Annotated in this window: 13 protein-coding genes; 9 read left to right on the forward strand and 4 right to left on the reverse strand. The window is 64.8% G+C overall.

Annotation, left to right across the window (positions count from 1 at the left end):
* Positions 1 to 12 precede the first annotated feature (12 nt).
* The 3 genes from U1700_RS02160 to U1700_RS02170 are packed head-to-tail and all read left to right on the forward strand — an operon-like array spanning position 13 to position 4,049.
* Positions 13 to 1,404 carry a glutamine synthetase family protein gene (locus U1700_RS02160; protein WP_332749728.1) on the forward strand — a complete coding sequence of 464 codons (1,392 nt, stop codon included), beginning with the start codon at positions 13 to 15 and terminating at the stop codon, positions 1,402 to 1,404.
* Positions 1,405 to 1,407: 3 nt separating this feature from the next.
* Entirely contained in the window at positions 1,408 to 2,673 is a 1,266-nt protein-coding gene (locus U1700_RS02165) for an NAD(P)/FAD-dependent oxidoreductase (RefSeq protein ID WP_332749730.1), read from the forward strand.
* A complete protein-coding gene (locus tag U1700_RS02170) occupies positions 2,670 to 4,049 on the forward strand; it encodes a glutamine synthetase family protein (RefSeq protein ID WP_332749731.1) in 1,380 nt (459 codons plus the stop codon). The genes U1700_RS02165 and U1700_RS02170 overlap by 4 nt, the downstream gene beginning before the upstream one ends.
* Positions 4,050 to 4,227: 178 nt before the next feature.
* Here the strand turns inward: U1700_RS02170 and U1700_RS02175 are convergent, their stop codons facing one another.
* A complete protein-coding gene (locus tag U1700_RS02175) occupies positions 4,228 to 5,142 on the reverse strand; it encodes a LysR family transcriptional regulator (RefSeq protein ID WP_332749732.1) in 915 nt (304 codons plus the stop codon).
* Between the two features lie 166 nt (positions 5,143 to 5,308).
* On the opposite strand from U1700_RS02175, the gene U1700_RS02180 reads away from it, so the two are divergent.
* The 6 genes from U1700_RS02180 (at position 5,309) to U1700_RS02205 (ending at position 12,067) form a co-directional block, all read left to right on the forward strand.
* Complete coding sequence (locus tag U1700_RS02180; RefSeq protein ID WP_332749734.1) at positions 5,309 to 6,448, forward strand: ABC transporter substrate-binding protein; 1,140 nt, start codon at positions 5,309 to 5,311, stop codon at positions 6,446 to 6,448.
* Positions 6,449 to 6,453: 5 nt separating this feature from the next.
* Positions 6,454 to 7,356: an ABC transporter permease gene (locus tag U1700_RS02185; protein WP_332749736.1), complete on the forward strand. Its 903-nt coding sequence runs from the start codon at positions 6,454 to 6,456 to the stop codon at positions 7,354 to 7,356.
* Positions 7,353 to 8,189, forward strand: a complete 837-nt coding sequence (locus tag U1700_RS02190; protein ID WP_332749738.1) for an ABC transporter permease — start codon at positions 7,353 to 7,355, stop codon at positions 8,187 to 8,189. The genes U1700_RS02185 and U1700_RS02190 overlap by 4 nt, the downstream gene beginning before the upstream one ends.
* Complete coding sequence (locus U1700_RS02195) at positions 8,189 to 9,295, forward strand: ABC transporter ATP-binding protein (RefSeq protein ID WP_332749740.1); 1,107 nt, start codon at positions 8,189 to 8,191, stop codon at positions 9,293 to 9,295. The genes U1700_RS02190 and U1700_RS02195 overlap by 1 nt, the downstream gene beginning before the upstream one ends.
* Positions 9,295 to 10,653 carry an aspartate aminotransferase family protein gene (locus tag U1700_RS02200; RefSeq protein ID WP_332749742.1) on the forward strand — a complete coding sequence of 453 codons (1,359 nt, stop codon included), beginning with the start codon at positions 9,295 to 9,297 and terminating at the stop codon, positions 10,651 to 10,653. Before U1700_RS02195 ends, U1700_RS02200 begins: the two co-directional genes overlap by 1 nt.
* A gap of 97 nt (positions 10,654 to 10,750) precedes the next feature.
* A complete protein-coding gene (locus U1700_RS02205; RefSeq protein WP_332749744.1) occupies positions 10,751 to 12,067 on the forward strand; it encodes an aspartate aminotransferase family protein in 1,317 nt (438 codons plus the stop codon).
* Between the two features lie 8 nt (positions 12,068 to 12,075).
* Here U1700_RS02205 and U1700_RS02210 read toward each other — a convergent pair whose 3' ends face one another.
* The 3 genes from U1700_RS02210 to U1700_RS02220 are packed head-to-tail and all read right to left on the reverse strand — an operon-like array spanning position 12,076 to position 16,837.
* The gene (locus U1700_RS02210; protein ID WP_332749746.1) at positions 12,076 to 13,146 is read right to left on the reverse strand and encodes an alcohol dehydrogenase family protein; all 1,071 of its coding nucleotides are present in this window, start codon (positions 13,144 to 13,146) and stop codon (positions 12,076 to 12,078) included.
* Complete coding sequence (locus U1700_RS02215) at positions 13,143 to 14,393, reverse strand: aromatic ring-hydroxylating oxygenase subunit alpha (protein WP_332749747.1); 1,251 nt, start codon at positions 14,391 to 14,393, stop codon at positions 13,143 to 13,145. The genes U1700_RS02210 and U1700_RS02215 overlap by 4 nt, the downstream gene beginning before the upstream one ends.
* Positions 14,393 to 16,837, reverse strand: a complete 2,445-nt coding sequence (locus U1700_RS02220) for a GcvT family protein (RefSeq protein ID WP_332749748.1) — start codon at positions 16,835 to 16,837, stop codon at positions 14,393 to 14,395. The genes U1700_RS02215 and U1700_RS02220 overlap by 1 nt, the downstream gene beginning before the upstream one ends.
* Positions 16,838 to 16,840: the final 3 nt, after the last annotated feature.

Raw genomic sequence — 16,840 nt, forward strand, 5'->3', positions numbered from 1 at the left:
GGGCGATTGATCATGGCACGGGGACGATCTTCGGACGAGCGAAAGGCGAGCGATACATCGACCAGACTGGCCGAGTGGATCGCCGAGCATGACATCGCCGAGGTCGAATGCATCGTCCCCGACATGAACGGAGTGCAGCGCGGCAAGGTGTTGCCTGCTGGCAAATTTCTGTCGGGGGTCATGGACGGCACGCTGCGAATCCCGGGCAGCGTGTTTTCGGTCAGCATTACCGGCGAATATCCCGACGGGATCGGCCATATCGTGCCGGTCACCGATCCCGACCAGATGATGGTCCCCGACGCCTCGACGATCTGCGAGGCGCCGGGGTTTAAGACGCGCACCGCTTATGTCATCGCCGACGCGTTCGACCGCAACGGCGCGGCGGTGGCGATCGCGCCGCGGATGATCCTCAAGCGCGTGTTGCAGCTTTACGCCGACAAGGGGTGGAAGCCGGTGATCGCCCCCGAGGTCGAATTCTACCTCGTCTCGCGCAACCTCGATCCCGATTTCCCGCTGGTCCCGCCGGTCGGGCGATCGGGGCGGCCCGAAACCGCGAGCCAGCCCTATGGCCTGGAAGCGCTCAACGAATTCGAGGAGATCATCGAGCATATCTACGAGAATTGCGAAAAGGCCGGGCTCGACATCGACACGATGATCCATGAGTCGGGGGCGGCCCAGCTCGAGGTCAATTTCCTTCACGGCGACCCGCTGCGGCTGGCCGACGAGGTGCTGCTGTTCAAGCGGATCGTGCGCCAGGTCGCACTGGAGCATGACGTCTATGCAACGTTTCTGGCCAAGCCGATGAGCGGACAGCCGGGATCGGCAATGCATATCCACCAGTCGGTGCTGGAGATTTCTTCGGGCCGGAATATCTTCAGCCGCGCCGACGGCCGCGACAGTTCGGCCTTCCGCAGCTATATTGCGGGACTGGCCCGCTTGCTTCCCCATGTCGCGCCGATGTTCGCGCCCAACGTCAACAGCTTTCGCCGGATGCGCCCCGACAGCGACGCGCCGATCAATGTCCAGTGGGGCAGCGACAATCGCAGCTGTGGGCTGCGCATCCCCGTTTCCGACTCGGCCAACCGGCGGATCGAGAACCGCCTGCCGGGGGCGGACTCGAACCCCTATCTGGCGATCGCATCGTCACTGGTGTGCGGCTATATCGGGATGATCGAGCGGATGATCGCGCCCAAGGCGATGGAGGGCAATGCCTATGCCCGGGCGCGCACCCTGCCCCGCAACCTGGAGGTCGCGCTCGACCGCTTTCGCGCCTGCCGCCCGGTGCGCGCGCTGCTCGGCGACGAGTTTTTCGAGCTATTTTACGCGATCAAGGAAAGCGAGCTCGAGAATTACCAGTCGGTGATCAGCTCGTGGGAGCGCGAGCATCTGCTGCTGCGCGTCTGACGCGTGGAGAACGAGAGCAATTATTATCGCGCGACGGCGAATGGCTGGGTGGCGCAGCCGGCGCTGGCGGGGGAGGCAAGCGCCGACCTGATCGTCGTCGGTGGCGGCTTTACCGGGATGGCGGCGGCGCTCAGCGCGGCCGAGCGCGGGCGGCGGGTCGTGCTGGTCGAGGCCGGGCAGATCGGCGACGGCGCGTCGGGGCGTAATGGCGGGCAGCTGATCCCCGGGCTGCGCTGGAGCGCGGGCGAGCTGGTCGCCGAATTCGGGATTGCCCAAGCCAAGGCGATCCATGCCGTGGCGATGATGGCAGTCGAGCGGGTCGCAGCGCGGATCGAGCGGCATGGCATCGCCTGCGACTACAAGAGCGGACATCTGGAGGCAGCGTGGAGGCCGGCGCACCTGGCGGCGATGGCGCGCGAGGCCGACCTGCTGGCGCGCGATTTCGGGCGGGATGATCTGGAGCTGGTCGCGCCCGGCGAGATGGAACGGCATATCCGCACGCGCCTCTATCATGGCGGGGTTTATGACCGTCGCGGCGGGCATTTTCATCCGCTAAATTATCTGATTGGGCTGGCGCGGGCGGCACTGGCGGCGGGGGTCGTGATTTGCGAGGACAGCCGGGTGATCGAGCTTCGCCAAGGGGGCCAGGTAACCGTGGTCACGGCCGGCGGATCGGTGATCGCACCGCAAGCGATCGTCGCGGCCGATGCGTGGACCGACACGCTGTTGCCCGAAGCGCGCGGGATGACGGTGCCGATCATCAACTACAACATTGCCACGGCGCCGCTCGGTGTGCTCGCGGACACGCTGCTACCGAGCGACGCGGCGGTCGCCGACAGCCGCTTCGTGCTCAACTATTTCCGGTTAAGCGCGGACAAGCGAATGATTTTTGGAGGGGGCGAGAAATATCGTCAAACCCCGCCCGCCAGCATCGCCGATTTCGTCCGCCCGCACATGGCCGGGGTGTTTCCCGAGCTTGCTGACGTACCGATCGATTATGGCTGGGGCGGCGTGGTGAGCGTGACGATGAACCGCCTGCCCCACCTTGGCCGCGAGCGCGCAATCTGGTTCGCGCACGGCTTTTCGGGACATGGCGCGCTGCTGACTACGCTGGCGGGCGAGCTGCTCGCCGAGGCGATTGACGGGGACTGCGCCGATTATGATAGGCTCGCTGCCCTGCCCCACCGCCGCTTTCCCGGGGGCCGACATTTTGCCAAGCCGCTCGCGACGCTCGGCCTGCTCTATTATGCGCTGAAGGACAGATTATGACCGCTCCCGTTTCCGCCATCGACGAAGCCCGCGCCTTTTTTGCGGCGCATCCGCACATCGACGCGATCGACATGATCTTCACCAACATGTGCGGCGTGCCGCGCGGCAAGCGGTTGCGCCAGCATGAGGTATTGGCAGTCTATGAGAGCGGGCGCTTCCTGCCGATTTCGGTCACTTTCGCCGATATTACCGGGCGCGATGTCGAGGAGACCGGGCTGTTGTGGGAAACGGGCGATGCCGATTGCCATTGCTGGCCAGTGCCGGGGACGCTGGTGCCGACGCCGTGGGGCGGGCCCAATGCGGCGCAGTTCCTCGCCAGTTTCCACGAACTTGACGGGCGCGCGCACGACCTCGACCCGCGGATGGTGTTGCAGGGGGTGATCGACAAGTTGACCGCGATCGGGCTGACGCCGGTGGTCGCGGTCGAGTTGGAATTCTACTTGCTCGAGGCGAAGCATGGTCGTGACGGGCTTCCGCGCATCGCCCGGTCGCGGGGCGTCGCGCGGAGGGATATCCAGGTTTACGGGCTGGCCGAGCTCGACGACCAGAGGCCGTTCCTCGACACGCTTTATGCCGGGGCCGACGCGCAGGGCATCCCGCTGGAAAGCGCGATCTCGGAATATGCCGCGGGGCAATTCGAGCTGACGCTGCGGCACAAACCCGACGCGATGCGCGCCTGCGACGATGCGCTGATGTACAAAAGGCTGGTCAAGGCGAGCGCCAACCAACACGAGCTGGAAGCGACCTTCATGGCCAAGCCGTTCGCCGACAGCGCGGGCAATGGCATGCATCTGCACGTGTCGATGCTCGACGAGAGCGGCAAGAATGCGTTCGCGTCGGACGACCCCGAAGGCGCGCCGATCCTGAAGCAGGCGATTGCGGGGATGAAGGCGCTACTCGCCGACAGTTTCGCGATCTTCGCCCCCAACGCCAACAGCTATCGCCGGTTCAAGGCCAACAGCTATGCCCCGGTCGCGCCGACCTGGGGGGTCAATAATCGCACCGTGTCGTTCCGCGTTCCCGCTGGATCGCCCGCCAGCCGCCATGTCGAGCATCGCGCGTGCGGGGCCGACGCCAATCCCTATTTGGCGGTCGCGGCGCTATTGGCGGCGATGCACCATGGCATCACGGGCAAGCTCGACCCGGGGCCGGCGGTGACCGGTAATGGCTATGAAGCCCCCGCTGACCCCAGTGCCGAGGCAATGCCGTCGAACTGGTTCAGCGCGGTCGACCGCTTTGCCGCATCGGCGCTGATGAAGGAGTATCTGGGCGAGCGGTTCGTCGACATTTATTCGATCGTCAAGCGACAGGAACAGGACCGCTATTTCGGCGAAGTCCCGGCGCTGGATTATGAATGGTATCTGCGGCCGGCGTGACGCCCGTCAGCGAGCCGCGACGGGCTCAGCGCTGGTGCGGGGCTGGAAAAAGCAGCTTGATGATCGACAGCAGGGCGAACGCGGGCATGAATATTCTCAACTGGATGTGACGTCGGACACCATCGCCCGACCGGCAACATTTATGCTGCACTGCACAAAAAGTCAATGATGAGGCTGCTCAACCCTGTTTCCCGCGCATCGTTCGCTTGCCCCGCGCGGCCTCCATGAACAGCTCGGCGGCCTCGCTGTGGCGGCTCAGGCGGCGCCAGACGAGACCGATGTCGACCGTCGGTAGCGGATCGCGGCTGCGCTTGGCCAGGATGCGGTCGCCGTCGAGCGACCATGGCCGGTAGAGCAGGTCGGGCAGGATCGCGAGCCCGGCATTGGTCCCGACAAGGCCACGGATCGCTTCGACCGAGGCGCTGCGATAGGCCGGGCGGCGATGAACCGGCTGGCGTGCCCAGACCGCGTTGGAGACGAGCTGCAACTCCTCGCGGTTGATGTCGATCAGCGGTTCGTCGGCGAGTTCGGCCAGGCTGAAACTGTCCTGGTTCGACAGGCGGTGCGCCGGCGCCATCCACACCCGCATTTCGGACCGCAGCAGCACGTCATGGTCGAGCGCCTCGGGGCGGGTCAGCCCGGGGACGACGAGGATGGCGAGGTCGAGCTCGCCGTTGACCAGCAGATGTTCGACATAATCGCTCTTTTCCTCGACGATCACGACCTGGACGTCGGGCAGCGCCTGGCGGTAGCGGGCAAGCAAGTCGGGCAGGAAATAGCCGGTCACGGTCGGGGTGGCGCCGACCATCAGCCGCCCGCCGACACTGGCCGACTCGTGGCCGACGCCACCGCGGATATCGTTCATCGCCTCGACGATCTTGCGCGCGTGGCGAAGAAATTGCTGCCCTTCGCGGGTCAGCACGACGCCGCGGGCATGGCGTGCGAACATTTCGCAATCAAGTTCGGCCTCGATGAAGCGGATCGCGTCGGTCACGGCGCTTTGCGAGATGCCGACACTGGCCGCACCCCCGGAAATAGAGCGTATTTCGGCCACAGCGATAAAGTAACGCATCTGTCTGAAGGTGATATTCATTGTGCTATCGGTTTCCCAGATGCCCGCCTTGTTGCAGAACAGGCTGGCTTAGGGAAGCAAGACGGGGCTTGCTGTGGTTATTGTCGCCAGCCGGCGGCGCGGCGCTTGCGCGCGGTTCGTCGGCGAGACACAAGACGGGCTCAAATTTCGGTAAGGGGTGGCATCAATGGATACGCGCATCACGCTGGGTGAACTCAAGGCCAATCGCCGGTCGATCCTCCAAGGACTTGGCGTCGCCGCGATCGGGCTGAGCTTCGGCGGGCTGGCGGCGTGCGGCAAGGGCAGTGGCGGCAACGAGGCAGCAGCTGGCTCCAAGGCCAAGATCGCCGCGACCGGCGAGGAAAAGAAGCTCAACTTCTACAACTGGGACACGTATATCGGCGAAACCACGCTGGCCGATTTCAAGGCGGCAAGCGACATTCCCGTCAACATGTCGCTGTTCGCGACCAACGACGAGCTGTTCGCCAAGCTGCGCGCGGGCAACCCCGGCTTCGACGTGATCGTGCCGTCGAACGATTTCGTCGAGCGAATGGTCGAATCAAAAATGATTGTGCCGCTCGATCACAGTCTGATTCCCAACATCAAGAATATCGACCCCAGCTTCATCGACGTGCCCTATGATCCGGGCCGCAAATATTCGATGCCCTATACCTGGCTGGTGCTGGGCATCGGTTATCGCAAGTCCAAAGTGAAGACGCCGCCCGACAGCTGGAAAGTCCTGTTCGATTCGAATGAGTATGCCGGCAAGATCGGGCTGCTGAGCGAGGCCGGCGACTTGTTCCGCCTCTATGGCAAATATCTCGGCAAGTCGGTCAACGCGCTGACCGCGGCGGACATTGCGGTGATCGAGAAGATGATGATCAAGCAAAAGCCGTTCGTGAAGGTGTTCCACGAGGACAATGGCCAGGATCTGCTGGTCAAGGGCGAGATCGACCTGGTCCTGGAGTATAATGGCGACATTGCGCAAAAGATGGTCGAGGACGACGACATCGACTTCGTCCTGCCCAAGGAAGGCAGCCAGCTCAATTCGGACACGCTGTGCATCCCGGTCGGCGCGCCGCACCCCAAGAACGCCCACGCCTTCATCAACTATCTGCTCGACGCCGAGGTCGGCAAGGGGATCACCAGCACGATCCTTTATCCGACCCCGAACGCCGCGGCCAAGGCGCTGATGCCCGACACGTACAAGAATAATCCGGTCGTCTTCCCGCCTGCGGCCGAACTCGCCAAGTGCGAGTATGCGCGTTTCCGTCCCGACGTTCAGCCGCTGTACGAGGAAGCCTTCACCCGCGTTCGCGCGGCCTGACGAGCGTGCAGGACTGGTCCTGGCATCGGCGCGCCTTCGCCTCGGTCGCGGGCGCGCCGATCGGATGGCTGTTGCTGTTCTTCATCGTGCCGCTGGCGATCGTATGGGCCTATAGTTTTGGCCAGAACGACGGGCTGACCAATATCCGCATCAGCGGGACCTTTGCCAACTACGCCCATGCGATCGAGCCGCTCTACCTCGGCATTTTCCTGAAATCGGTGGCAGTGGCAGCGCTGACGACCGCCATCTGCCTCGCCGTCGGCTTCCCGGTGGCGATGGCGATCGCGTTTGCGCAACCGAAGTGGAAGCCATGGCTACTGCTGCTGGTGATGCTGCCCTTCTGGACCAATTTGCTCATTCGCACTTATGCCCTGCTGTCGCTGATGGGGACGCGCGGGATTGCCAATGGAGGCCTTGAGAAATTGTGGAACGGGTCGAGCCATGTCTCGGCGCTGCTCGGCTTCGGGGCATTTCACGCGTTCGAGCCGGTGCCGCTGCTCTACAATAATTTCGCGGTGATCTTTGGGCTGGTCTATGTCCATCTGCCCTTCATGGTGCTGCCACTCTACGCCGCGCTCGACCGGCTCGACAAAAGCCTGATTGAGGCCAGCCTCGACCTTGGCGCGGGGCATTTCCGGACGATCACGCGGATCGTCGCGCCGCTCGCCGCGCCGGGGATCATCTCGGGACTGATCATCACTTTCGTCCCCGCGCTGGGGGCGTATCTGACCCCCGATTTGATGGGCGGGACCGACAGCCAGATGATCGCCAACGTCATCGAGCGCCAATTCAAGCGCGCCAACGACTGGCCGTTCGGGGCGGCGCTGTCGTTCCTGCTGATGTACGCGACCTTCATTCTGATCGCGCTTCAGGCGATGCGCAACAAGAAGGCCGAGGCGCGGTCGTGAGCGCCCGCGTGCCGATTGCCCCGCTCGAATATGGGCGGCGGCTGTGGCTGCGTTCCTGGGTCGGGGCGGTGGCGGTATTCCTGTACGCGCCGCTCGTCTTCCTGATCGTGTTCAGCTTCAACGACAGCAAGGCCAACCTCGTCTGGAAGGGGTTCACGCTCAAATATTATGGCAAGGTGTTCGCCGACGACACGCTGATGGTGGCGCTCGGCAATTCGCTGACGATCGCGTTCCTCGCGACCCTGGCCAGTGTCGTGCTCGGCGCGCTGGCGGCAGTGATGCTGTGGCGTTTCCGCTTCCCGTTCAAGGCGAGCGTCGAGGGCGCGATGTCATTGCCGATCGTGGTCCCCGAAATCTGCATGGGGGTCGCCATGCTGGTGTTCTTCGCGGCGATCGGCTGGCCCAACGATCTGCCGTGGCCGTTCAGCCTCGGCGCGATCACCATTGCCCATATCACCTTCTGCTTCCCGTTCGTGGCGCTGGTGGTGCGAGCGCGCCTCGCCAGCTTCAACCGCGAGCAGGAGGAAGCGGCGAAAGACCTTGGCGCGACCGAGTGGCAGACATTTCGCGACGTGTTGCTGCCGCACATGAAGCCCGGGCTGATCGCTGGCGCCTTGCTCAGCTTCACGCTCAGTCTCGACGATTTCGTCATCACCTTTTTCACCAGTGGACCCAACACCATCACCTTCCCGGTGAAAGTCTATTCGATGGTCCGCTTTTCGGTCACGCCCGCGGTCAACGCGGTGTCGGCGCTGCTGATCCTGCTGACCGTCGTCCTCACCACCATCGCGCTCAAGATGCAGGACATCTCGGGCGAAAGCGGAGCCCCTTGATGGCCGACCCGATCATCCAGATCAAGAATGTCACCAAGCGTTTCGGCAACCTTGCCGCGGTCGACAATATCAGCCTCGACATCAAGGCCGGCGAGTTTTTCGTGCTGCTCGGGCCCTCGGGCTGCGGCAAGACGACGCTGCTGCGGATGATCGCCGGGTTCGAAGTACCGACCGAAGGCCAGATATTGATCGACGGGCAGGACATGGCGAGCGTCCCGCCCAACAAGCGCCCGGTCAACATGGTGTTCCAAAGCTACGCGGTGTTCCCGCACATGTCGGTGACCGACAATGTCGGATACGGCCTGAAGATCGCGCGGACGCCCAAAAACGAGATCCGCGAGCGGGTCGAGGAAGCGCTGTCGCTGGTCCAGCTCCACGGGCTGGGCGAGCGGATGCCCGATCAGTTGTCGGGCGGGCAGCGCCAGCGGGTCGCACTAGCGCGGAGCCTGGTGATGAAGCCCAAGGTGCTGCTGCTCGACGAACCGCTGTCCGCGCTTGACGCGAAATTGCGCGCGCAGATGCAGTTCGAGCTCGCCGACATCCAGGAAAAGGTCGGGATCACCTTCGTCACCGTCACCCATGACCAGGACGAGGCGCTGTCGCTGGCGACACGGATCGCGGTCATCAACAAGGGGCAAATTGCGCAGCTTGCAGGCTGTTCGGACCTCTATGAATATCCCGCCAACCGCTTCGTCGCCGACTTCATTGGATCGGTGAACATCTTCGACGGGCGGATGCTGATCGACGAGCCCGAACAGGCAATGATCGACTGCCCCGAGATTGGCCGCATCTACCTCAACCATGGCGTCACCGGTTCCCACAGCGCCGACCTGTGGGTCGCGATCCGGCCCGAGAAGATCCACATGAAGCGCCCCGGCGAACGTGATGGCGACGATGCTCCCGACGGCGCCAATCATGCGCAAGGGGTGATCAAGGGAATGTCCTATCTGGGCGACATCACCATCTACGAAGTCGAGCTGACGACCGGGCGCAAGGTTCGCGTGTCGCGCCCCAACCTGTCGCGCACCGACCAGCTGCAATTCACCTGGGAAGACAAGGTAGCGCTGAGCTGGCACCCTTCCAGCCCGGTCGTGCTGCTGTCCTGATGGGTGAGATGCTCGGTGGAATAATGATCGACCGGCTGCGCGCCTGTCGCGGCGATCAGGAGCTGATGTACCGTGCGTCGCGCCCGGTTTCGGCGCGGCTCGCCCGCGACGCGCGTGACGGCTGGGTCAATGGCGTGCCGATGCAGTGGATGACCGACTGGCCGCTGCCTTATCCCTTGTTCATCGAGTCTGGCGCGGGCAGCCGGTTGACCGATGTCGACGGGCATGACTATGCCGACTTCTGCCTGGGCGATACTGGCGCAATGTTCGGCCACGCCAGCCCGCCGGTGGTCGCAGCGGCGAGCGCACAGGCGGCGCGCGGCTTCACCCACATGTTGCCGACCCAGGATGCGGCGGTCGTCGGCGGGTTGTTGCGCGCGGCGTTCGGACTACCGGTGTGGCAGGTCGCGCTGTCGGCGACCGACGCCAATCGCTTTGCCCTGAGGGTCGCGCGCGCGGTCACCGGTCGGCCGCGGATCCTGGTCTTCAACGGCTGCTATCATGGCACGGTCGACGAATGCATGGTCGAGCTCCACGATGGCCACCCGCGCACCCGCGTCGGCCTGCTCGGCGAGTATCGCGACCTGACGGCGGGAACGGCAGTGGTCGAGTTCAACGACCTGCCCGCGTTGGAGGCGGCGCTTGCCTCCGGGGACATCGCCTGCGTCATTACCGAGCCGGTGCTGACCAATTCGTCGATGGTCCTGCCCGACCCCGGTTTCCACGCCGCACTTCGCAGGTTGACGCGGGCGGCGGGGACGCTGCTGCTGATCGACGAGACCCATACGATCTCGTCGGGCTACGGAGGCTATACGCTCGGACACGGTCTAGATCCGGATTTATGGGTTTGCGGCAAGGCGATAGCAGGGGGTGTCCCGACCGCAGTGTGGGGCATGACCGACGCCGTCGCGCGGGGGTATGAGGCGGCGCTTGGCGCCAAGCCGCCGGGGCATAGCGGGATCGGCACGACGCTCGCCGCCAATGCCCTGTCGATGGCCGCACTTCGCGCCAATCTGGAGCAGGTGATGACGCCCGCCAACTACGCTGCGATGGAGGCGCGCGCCGAGCGGCTGGCCGACGGGCTGGCCGAGGCGATTGCCGGGCTCCCATGGCACGTCGCACGGGTCGGGGCGCGGATCGAGTTTATCTTCGCCGCAAAGCCGCTGCGCAACGGGACAGAGGCCAAAGCGGCGCATCTCGTCGAGCTGGAGCAGGCGGTCCACATCGGGCTGCTCAACCAGGGGGTACTGATCGCCCCGTTCCACAACATGATGCTGGTCTCGCCCGCGACGAGCGATGACGATATCGCTCAGCTGGTCGCGGCGACCCGCGCGGTGGTGGCGGGGATCGCGGGGTGACTAGGGTCGGTTCCGGACTGGCCGCGACCGATAATTTTCCAGTCGCGACAATTTTTTCATTCTGTTTTCTTCTTACCTGACGCCAAGGTCCTGACCGATGAGACTCGAAAATGATCCGCTCGCCGCGCTGTGGATGCCGTTCACGGCCAACCGCGCCTTCAAGGCGACCCCGCGCCTGCTGACCAGTGCCAGGGACATGCATTACACCAGCAGCGACGGGCGGCAGGTGCTCGACGGGACCGCCGGCCTGTGGTGCGTCAACGCCGGCCATTGCCGCGCGCCGATCGTCGAGGCGATCCGCAAGACCGCCGGCGAGCTTGATTTCGGCCCGACCTTCCAAATTGGCCATCCGCTGGTGTTCGAACTGGCGTCGCGGCTGGCGGCGATCATGCCCGAGCCGCTCGACCGGATCTTCTTCACCAATTCGGGATCGGAAGCGGTCGACACCGCTTTGAAGATCGCGATCGCCTATCAGCGCGCGCGCGGCGAGGGCACGCGGACCCGCCTGATCGGGCGCGAGCGCGGCTATCACGGGGTCGGCTTCGGCGGAATTTCGGTCGGCGGGATCGTCAGCAACCGGCGCCAGTTCGGCACGCTGCTGACCGGGGTCGATCACCTGCCCCACACTCACAGCCTGGCGCACAACGCCTTTACGCGCGGCCAGCCGGCGTGGGGCGGACACCTCGCCGAGGAGCTCGAGCGGATCGTTGCGCTGCATGGCGCCGAGACTATTGCTGCGGTAATCGTCGAGCCGATGGCGGGGTCGACCGGGGTGCTTGTCCCACCCGTCGGCTACCTGCAGAAATTGCGCGAGATCTGCACGAAGCACGGCATCGTGCTGATCTTCGACGAGGTCATCACCGCCTTCGGGCGCATCGGCGGGGCGACCGCGGCCGAGACGCTGGGGGTCATTCCCGACATGATCACCATGGCCAAGGGACTGACCAACGCCGCCGTGCCGATGGGGGCGGTAGCGATTGCCCGCGCGATACACGACACCGTCGTCGAGGGCGGACCCGACGGGATCGAGCTTTTCCATGGCTTCACCTATTCGGGGCACCCGCTCGCCGCCGCCGCCGGGATCGCCACGCTCGACCTCTATCGCGACGAGGCGATTTTCGAGCATGCGGCTGGGCTTCACGACTATTGGGCGGACGCGGTTCACAGCCTGAAGGGCAAGCGCCACGTCATCGACATCCGGACCATGGGGATCGTTGCCGGGATCGAACTCGAACCCCGCGCCGGAGCGCCGGGCAAGCGCGCGATGGAGCTGTTCCATGCCTGTTTCGACCATGGTTTGCTGGTCCGCGCGACCGGCGACATCATCGCGCTGTCGCCGCCGCTGATCCTCCACAAAGAGCATATCGACGAAATCGTCGGGCGGATCGCCGAGCTGGTCGAAACGATCGACTAAGCGACGCGTCAGAGCGTCAGCACGATCTTGCCGACGTGGCGCTTGGTCAGGAAGGCCTGCTGCGCCGCGACGATGTCGGCTAGCGGATAGGTGGTGGCGACCAGCGGCCTGATTTCGCCGCGTTCGATGTAACCGACCAGATTGGCGAACACGCCCTCGTCGAGGATGGTGCAGCCGAGCAGGCGCAGGTCCTTGAGGTAAAGGGTCCTCAGATCGAGATCGACCACCGGGCCCGAGATGGCCCCCGCCACGCCATAGCGACCGCCGCGCTTGAGACAGGCGAGGATTGCGGCGAATTGCGCGCCCCCGACGATATCGACGGCGGCGTCGAACACCTCGTCCCCGAACAGCGCGGCGAGATCGGCGTCGCGCGGGATGACCCGGTCGGCGCCGAGCGCGCGGACTGCTTCCGCCTTGTCGGCCCCGGCAATCGCGGTCACCTGCGCGCCGCGGCGCTTGGCGAGCTGGACGGCAGCCGACCCGACCCCGCCCGAGGCGCCGGTGATGAGGACATGCTTGCCTGCGGTCAGCCCGATGCGCGTCAGCATGTTTTCGGCGGCGGAATAGGCGCACGGGAAGCTCGCCAGTTCGACGTCGGTCAGGGTGCACTCGATGCGGTGGGCGTGGGGCGAGGGCACGCGCGCGTATTCGGCAAAGGCGCCGTCGACCTCGGACCCGAAATAGCGCCCGTCGAACCGGGACGATCCGTGAAACACCGGCTCGACCAGTACGCGCTCGCCGATCCGCACAGGGTCGATTCCCGCGCCCACCGCGACGATCCGCCCGCACGCGTCGGCCCCCTGGATTCGCGGAAAGCTGAACGCCGCCCCCGACCAGCCGTCATCCTCGGCCCCGACGATTCCGGTCGTCCCGCCGACCTCGGTCGCATCCGCTACGGCCTTGGAATACCAGCCGATGCGGGTGTTGATATCGGTGTTGTTGACCCCCGCCGCGCCGACCCTGACCAGCACCTCGCCCGGCCCGGGGTACGGGACGGGGATGTCGTCGCGTAGCTGAAGCCGGTCGAACCCGCCGTTGCCGGTCAGCAGCACCGCGCGCATGGTTGCGGGCAGGCTCATCCCCCGGGGGCCAGCCCATATTGCGCCAGATACCAGGCCTGGAATTTGATCACGCTGCCTTCCTGGTCGGAATAGCGGCCGGGGCGGTAGCGCGACGACATGATCCCCGCCTGGTTATCCTCGGTGATCTTTTTGTCCTGCGTCGTGGTCGCGTGATAGCCCCAGATCATCTTGTCGATGTCGACCTCGGCCTCGCCCGCGCGGCCATCGACCAGCCAGATCATCTCGACGTCCGAGGCCAGCGGTCCGCGCGGAGTGAACAGGAACAGGATCGCGAAATGGTCGTCGGCGACGATCTGGCTGAACGGGCTGAAACTCAGGTGCATTCGCCCGCCGTCGGGCGCTGTGCGCTTGCCCATCAGCGGCGCGGGCGGCGTTCCGTCCTGCGTCTCCGCCGACCAACCGTCCTTGTTCATCCGTTGCATCAGCAGGCGCAAATGGCTGCTGTCCGCGGCATCATCGATATTGCCGATCGGGCGTCCGAGCGCCGCCGCGCTTTCTTCCCAGGCGTGAAGTTTGGGCATGAAGCCGGCGACGGCATCGGCCGGTCCCGAGCTTGGCCCCGCCCCCACCGCGACGATCGATTCGGCCGCGTGCATCGAACAGAATTCGGGGTGCGACGGGACGCAGTGATAGCATTCGAAAAAATTCTCGACGACTAGCTTCCAGTTGGCGGTGGTCGGGTAGCTGCCGCGATGGGCGATGCGGGCGTCGGCAAGCCCGTGATAATCGAGGATCGGCTCCATGTCGCCGAAGGTCGTATCGAAATCGACCGGCTCGCCGTCGCTCAGGTTGAGGAAGACCAGCCCGTGGAAGACGCGGATGTGGCAGGCCAGCAGGCCGTTGTCGGCCTTGTCGAAATCGTCGGGCATCAGCCGCGCAGCGATCAGCCGACCGTCGAGGCCATAGGTCCAGGCGTGATAGGGGCACACCAGCCGCGGGGCATTGCCGCTGTCGGCCGAGCAGATGATCGATCCACGATGGCGGCAGACGTTGAAGAAGGCGCGCACGCTGGTGGCGCTCTCGCGAATGACGATGATCTGCTCGACACCGATGCGGAACAGGAAATAGTCGCCCTTCTTCGGGACCTGGCTGACATGCCCGGCGAGGATCCATTTCTGGCCGATGACCCGGTCCATGTCGGCCTGGAACACCGAGTCGCTGGCATAAAATTCCTGCGGCAGGCTGTAGCCGGCGCGGGTGGCGGCGGCGAGGCGCTGCATCATGTCGGTCGGGGCTTCGCTCATCACAACTTGATCCGCGCACTGGTGGGGTCGAACATCGGCCTTAGCGAGGCGGTCGCGGGATGGCGTACCCCGGCGATCTCGATCTCGTAATCGTCGGCGCCGATCGGTCCGACCACGCCGCCATCGGCTGCATCGACATAACCCAGCCCGCACGCCGCGCCGAGCGTATGGGCGTACATCCCCGAGCGGATATAGCCGGCGATGCGCGTTCCCTGCCAGATCGGCTCGTTATGATAGAGCAAGGGTCCGGGCGACTTGAGCAGGAACTGGACGAGGCGTTGCTTCAGGCCGCTCTCCTTTTGACGAACGAGCGCCTCACGCCCGATGAAGCCGCCGCGCTTGTCCATCTTGACCGCAAAGCCGAGCCCGGCCTCGAGCGGCGTGTCCTCGTCGGTGATATCATGGCTCCAGTGACGATAGCCCTTCTCCATCCGCAGCGAGTTGAGCGCGTGATAGCCGCAATGCTTGAGGCCGAACGCCGCCCCCGCCGCAACGATCGCGTCGTACACGCCGAGCATGAATTCGGTCGGGATATAGAGCTCCCATCCGAGCTCGCCGACAAAGGTGATGCGTGAGGCGCGAACGATGGCGTAGCCCAGCTCGATCTCGCGGCTGGTCGCAAACGGGAAGGCGGCGTTCGACAGATCGTCGGGGGTGAGCGACTGGAGCAGGTCGCGCGCGCGCGGACCCATGATCGAGATCACCCCGAGCCCTGAGGTGACATTGGTCAGCACGGCGTGGGCGTCGGGCGCGATGTGGCGCTTGAGCCAGTCGAAATCGCGCACTTCGGTCTCGGCGGCGGTGACGATCAGGAACGCGGTTTCGCTCAACCGCGTCACGGTCAGATCGGCCTCGATCCCGCCCTTGTCGTTGAGCCACTGGGTATAGACCAGCTTGCCCGGGGCGACATCGACGTCGTTGGCGCAGACATGGTTGAGCGCCGCGCAGGCGTCACGGCCTTCGAGGCGGAACTTGGCGAACGAGGATTGGTCGAACAGCCCGACGCCTTCGCGAACGGCGCGGCACTCGGCAGCGCTTGCCTCGAACCAGTTCTGGCGGCCATAGCTGTAAGCATAGTCGGGCGTGCTGCCCGGATCGCCGTACCAGTTGGGCCGTTCCCAGCCATAGGCCTCGCCATGACAGGCGCCCGCCGCCTTGACCCGGTCGTGGATCGCCGACTTTCGCACCCCCCGCGCGGTCGCATATTGCTTGTACGGGTAGTGCGTTGCGTAGAGCAGGCCGAGGCTTTCGGTGACCCGCTCGCGCAGATAGTTGCGGTTGCTCTGGAAGGGCATGTTGCGGCGGATGTCGACCGACCACAGGTCGGCGGGGGGAATGCCGTCGCGGATCCATTCAGCCATCACCTTGCCGACCCCGCCCGCCGACTGGAGCCCGATCGAATTAAGCCCGGCGGCGACGAAGCAGCCCTTCAGCTCGGGCGCCTGGCCAAGGTGATAGCGGACATCAGGCGTGAAGCTTTCAGGCCCGCAGAAAAATTTCTGGATGCCTGCCTGCTCGAGCGCGGGCACGCGCCGCATCGCGTCCAGCAGCAGCGGCTCGAAATGCTCGAAGCTGCCGGCGATCTCGTCGAAGCAGAAATCTTCCGAAATGCCGTCCATGCCCCACGGCCGGGCATTTGGCTCGAACGCCCCGACCAGCAATTTGCCCGCGTCATATTTATAATAGCCGCAATAATCATAGTCGCGCAGCACCGGCAGGGTGGGGTCGATCCCCTTCACGCCCTCAAACAGCACATAATAATGTTCGCAGGCGTGGAGCGGCGCGGCGACGCCGATGCTGGCGGCAAGGTCGCGGGTCCACATGCCGCCGCAGATCACGACATAGTCGGCGTCGATCGAACCTTCGGCGGTGTCGACCCCGGTCACCCGTTCGCCGTCATGGCGGATTTTCGTAACCTTGCAATTTTCAAAGATCCGCGCCCCCCCGGCCCGCGCCCCCTTGGCCAGCGCCTGGGTGATGTCGACCGCATTGGCATAGCCGTCGCTGGGAATATGGATGCCGCCGACGACGTCGTCGACATTGACGATCGGCGCCCGTTCGCGGATTTCTTGCGGGGTAATGACGTGAACCGGCAGGTCGAACACCTTGGCCATCGAAGCGCTGCGCTTGAGCTCCTCGAACCGTTCCATGGTGGTCGCCATCGAGATCGACCCGCACTGGCGATAGCCGGTCGCCTGGCCCGTCTCCGCCTCCAGCCCGCGGTAGAGTTCTCCGGTATATTTGGCGAGCTTGGTCATGTTGATGCTGGGGCGCAATTGCCCGACCAGCCCGGCGGCGTGCCAGGTCGTGCCGCTGGTCAGCTGCTTGCGTTCGATCAGGACGACATCGTCCCAGCCGATCTTGGTCAGATGATAGGCGATCGAGCAACCGATGACGCCGCCGCCGATGACCACGACGCGCGCCTTGCCCGGGAGTTCGGCCATCGC

The sequence above is a fragment of the Sphingomonas sp. RB1R13 genome, assembly GCF_036663775.1.
Classification (GTDB): Bacteria; Pseudomonadota; Alphaproteobacteria; order Sphingomonadales; family Sphingomonadaceae; genus Sphingomicrobium.

Coding starts and splice junctions, on each gene's coding strand:
- U1700_RS02160 (WP_332749728.1), top strand. CDS start 13: ATGGCACGGGGACGATCTTCGGACGAGCGAAAGGCGAGCGATACATCG.
- U1700_RS02170 (WP_332749731.1), top strand. CDS start 2,670: ATGACCGCTCCCGTTTCCGCCATCGACGAAGCCCGCGCCTTTTTTGCG.
- U1700_RS02175 (WP_332749732.1), bottom strand. CDS start 5,142: ATGAATATCACCTTCAGACAGATGCGTTACTTTATCGCTGTGGCCGAA.
- U1700_RS02180 (WP_332749734.1), top strand. CDS start 5,309: ATGGATACGCGCATCACGCTGGGTGAACTCAAGGCCAATCGCCGGTCG.
- U1700_RS02195 (WP_332749740.1), top strand. CDS start 8,189: ATGGCCGACCCGATCATCCAGATCAAGAATGTCACCAAGCGTTTCGGC.
- U1700_RS02200 (WP_332749742.1), top strand. CDS start 9,295: ATGGGTGAGATGCTCGGTGGAATAATGATCGACCGGCTGCGCGCCTGT.
- U1700_RS02205 (WP_332749744.1), top strand. CDS start 10,751: ATGAGACTCGAAAATGATCCGCTCGCCGCGCTGTGGATGCCGTTCACG.
- U1700_RS02210 (WP_332749746.1), bottom strand. CDS start 13,146: ATGAGCCTGCCCGCAACCATGCGCGCGGTGCTGCTGACCGGCAACGGC.
- U1700_RS02215 (WP_332749747.1), bottom strand. CDS start 14,393: ATGAGCGAAGCCCCGACCGACATGATGCAGCGCCTCGCCGCCGCCACC.
- U1700_RS02220 (WP_332749748.1), bottom strand. CDS start 16,837: ATGGCCGAACTCCCGGGCAAGGCGCGCGTCGTGGTCATCGGCGGCGGC.